This is a genomic window from Shigella sp. FC1967, from assembly GCF_001743005.1.
In the GTDB taxonomy this organism is placed as follows: domain Bacteria; phylum Pseudomonadota; class Gammaproteobacteria; order Enterobacterales; family Enterobacteriaceae; genus Proteus.
The window spans coordinates 1-3,320 of the sequence record NZ_MIIZ01000786.1; the positions used below are offsets into that span (position 1 = coordinate 1).

At 34.9% G+C, this 3,320-nt stretch carries 2 protein-coding genes and 1 pseudogene; 1 reads left to right on the top strand and 2 read right to left on the bottom strand.

Annotated elements, in window-relative coordinates:
- Positions 1-71: 71 nt before the first annotated feature.
- Positions 72-995, top strand: a complete 924-nt coding sequence (locus BHE89_RS12890; protein WP_069368245.1) for an AEC family transporter — start codon at positions 72-74, stop codon at positions 993-995.
- 104 nt (positions 996-1,099) lie between these two features.
- Here the strand turns inward: BHE89_RS12890 and mqo are convergent, their stop codons facing one another.
- Both mqo and BHE89_RS12900 read right to left on the bottom strand, forming a co-directional pair.
- On the bottom strand, positions 1,100-2,596 hold the full coding sequence (gene mqo, locus BHE89_RS12895) for a malate dehydrogenase (quinone) (protein WP_069368244.1): 1,497 nt from the start codon (positions 2,594-2,596) through the stop codon (positions 1,100-1,102).
- Positions 2,597-2,609: 13 nt separating this feature from the next.
- A pseudogene (locus tag BHE89_RS12900) lies at positions 2,610-3,006 on the bottom strand (hypothetical protein).
- Positions 3,007-3,320 lie beyond the last annotated feature (314 nt).

A 3,320-nucleotide genomic window follows, 5' to 3' on the forward strand; every position in this document is an offset into this window, starting at 1 on the left:
TAACTATTTTTTAATTAGTTATGGATGCTTGAATAAAACAAAAATCACTATATTAAACATCCAGAGGTAATATGTTACTGCATACCATCTTATCAGCACTGGGACCGATTATATTAGGGCTTTTAGTTGGATGGCTCTCCGGTAAATATGGGTTTATTAAAAGAGAGTATTCACAAGCCTTTGCTGATTTTGTCGTTAAAATTGCACTACCGTTTTCACTCTTTTTAGCGGCAACCCAAGCTTCTCCTTCGGTTTTCTTTAATATCGATTATCTATTAGCGCTAGCGGTAGGATTACTTGTTTCTTATCTCATTGGTTTTTTAGGTGGCAAGTTTATTTTCAAACATGATAAAAAGAATTCTGCAATGCAGGCGTTGTCGGTTTCATTTCCTGATATGGCTTATTGTGGACCACCGGTATTACTAGCAACAGTCGGTTCATCAGGTTTGATTGCTATGGTCGTGGGGAATTTGATCTACACAGTGATTATTTTACCTTTTACGATGATGATGATTAGTGGCGCCAAACAAGGGAAAAGTATTTTCCAGTCATTGCTTAATGCTATATCTCAGCCATTAGTTTTCCTACCTATCTTCGGGGCTATACTTGCTATTTTTGGCGTTAAACTTCCAGAGATTTTACAAAACTCAGTTAATGAAATAGGGAAAACATCGGGGGGAGTGGCATTATTTTTCTTAGGACTATTAATTTCAGGCCTTAAACTTAAAGTTAATACTGAAATTGTTTTTAATGTGATAATAAAAAATGTTGTGCAAGGAGCATTAATTCTAGGAACGGGGTTTGCACTTGGATTAGAGACTGAGTTATTAAAAGCGGTATTTCTAATTGGTGTCTTACCTACCGCAACAGCAGTGCCTGCCTTAGCTATTACAAATAAGGCTTATACCGATATGGCAACAGGTACCGTATTATTAAGTACGTTGTGTTCATTACTTTCTATTATTGGTGGTATTTCTATTGTAGAAATGATGTAAGTTTTCTAAGTGTATTTATCTGAGAAAATATTATTTATAATAGCAACACGAATAAAAAAAACAGACCATAACAACAGGTCTGTTTTTTTTAATAAATACGATGACTAAGGCGTATCTAATTTTAATATTTTAGCTGTTGATGCACGAATATTTCGACAAGCATCCTCATCAACTTTAAGATCAATACCATAAGTTGGAATAATCGTTTTAAGACGATCTTCCCAACCATCACTTTCAAGCTGCTCTTTAAAACAAGACTTAATGATATTGATAGCAATAAATGCCGCTGTAGAAGCACCTGGTGACGCCCCTAATAATACTGAGAATGATTTATCTGCACTGCTAATTAACTCAGTACCAAATTCTAACACGCCATGATGCTTAGCTTCAGGCTTAATGATCTGAACCCGTTGTCCAGCTACCGCTTCTTGCCAATCTTCATGCTGTGCCTGAGGATAAAATTGTTTGAGCATTTCAAATTGATGTGCAGAAGTTTGTAAGACTTGACCAATTAAATATTCAGTCAATGACCAGTTATCTTTTGCTACATCAAGCATCGGTTCTATATTACTTAATCGAATTGACTCAAATAAATCTAAATATGAACCCTGTTTTAAAAATTTACTCGAAAATCCAGCATAAGGACCAAAGAGTAAAGAGCGTTTACCTGCAATAATACGTGTATCAAGGTGTGGTACAGACATAGGCGGTGAACCTACATCCGCTTTCCCATAAACTTTAGCATGATGGCGATTAGAAATTTTATCTTCATCACAGCGCAACCAAATACCACTAACAGGGAACCCCCCGTAACCTTTACCTTCTGGAATACCTGATTTTTGTAATAAATCGATGGCACGGCCACCTGCACCAACGAACACATATTTGGCTGAAATTAGGTATTTATCATGAGTGGTGAGATCTTTAACTTCAATATTCCAACCACCAGCTTCATTTCTCTTGATATCGATAACATCATGTTTATAGTGCAACTCAAAATTGTCTTGTTGAGAAAGTTGCTTAACTAATAAATGTGTTAATGCACCATAATCGACATCAGTGCCAGTAGCAACACGAGTCACTGCAAGTTGTTGATTGGGATCTCGCCCTTCCATTATTAATGGTGCCCAATCTTCAATTTGTTTTTTATCTTCACTGTATTCCATATTTTCATAACAGTGATTAGCAGACATTTGGCGATAACGTTGATGAAGAAATTTAACGTTATCAGCACCCCAAACAAAACTCATATGTGGGCAAGCATGAATAAAATCTCGCGGGTCAGTAATTTTTCCTTTTGTTACTAAATAAGACCATAACTGACGAGATAAATCGAATTCTGTATTAACTTCTAATGCTTTGCTGATATTGACAGTTCCATCAGGATTTGGTGGCGTATAATTTAGTTCACAGTTAGCGGCATGTCCTGTTCCTGCATTATTCCATGAATTAGAGCTCTCTTGGCCACAATCATTTAGTCTTTCGAACATTGCGATTTTTAAACTAGGTTCAAGCTCTTTAAGTAGTGTACCGAGCGTCGCACTCATAATACCAGCGCCAATTAATGCGACATCAACCTGCTCACTAATAGATTTATTCATAACAATCCCTCAATTAGTTGGTTATTTTGCCAGCCTTAAAACATAATCCTGCATCTTCTTTATAGACAACATAAGCACGACGCCAAGGCTCATTATCTAAAAAGACGCCATTTATGACCTGTACCACTGTTATCTTGTGCTAATAACACATCACCAGGCTTAATAATGAAAGTAGAACCATCTTTTGTTTCAAACTCTAATGTTCCTGATAAGGTAATAACATAACGAGGAACGGGATCTTGATGCCAATCATATGAACCACCAGAAGTTGTTTCCCGAAACGATAATTCTGAAACATTGATAGGCAAACTTTCCCTATCGCCTTGAGAGCTATTTTGAAATTCGATAACACCTTCTTCAAATAACGAATTACCATCTTCTCCAGTCCATAAGCGAACACATCGGATCATATTTTCAAACTCCTTTAATCATTTAATACTTAAACCTTTATAATTATTTAGTATAGATAATGTTTTTTACTTTTTTCCCAAAAATTGGCGTTATAATTACGTATTTTCAATTATTTAAAAGTATAGCAGTAATTAAATTATATAATTGATGGTTAGATCATTATTAATAGGTTGAACGGGAAAAACATAATATTTCTTTCAATCAATATTTTACTCACTTTTTTATATTCATCATTTTTTTGAGCATCTTACTTTTTTCCATTCTATTTTTTAAGTCATTATACAAATTAAGATTTTTTATATTTTGATAAAAG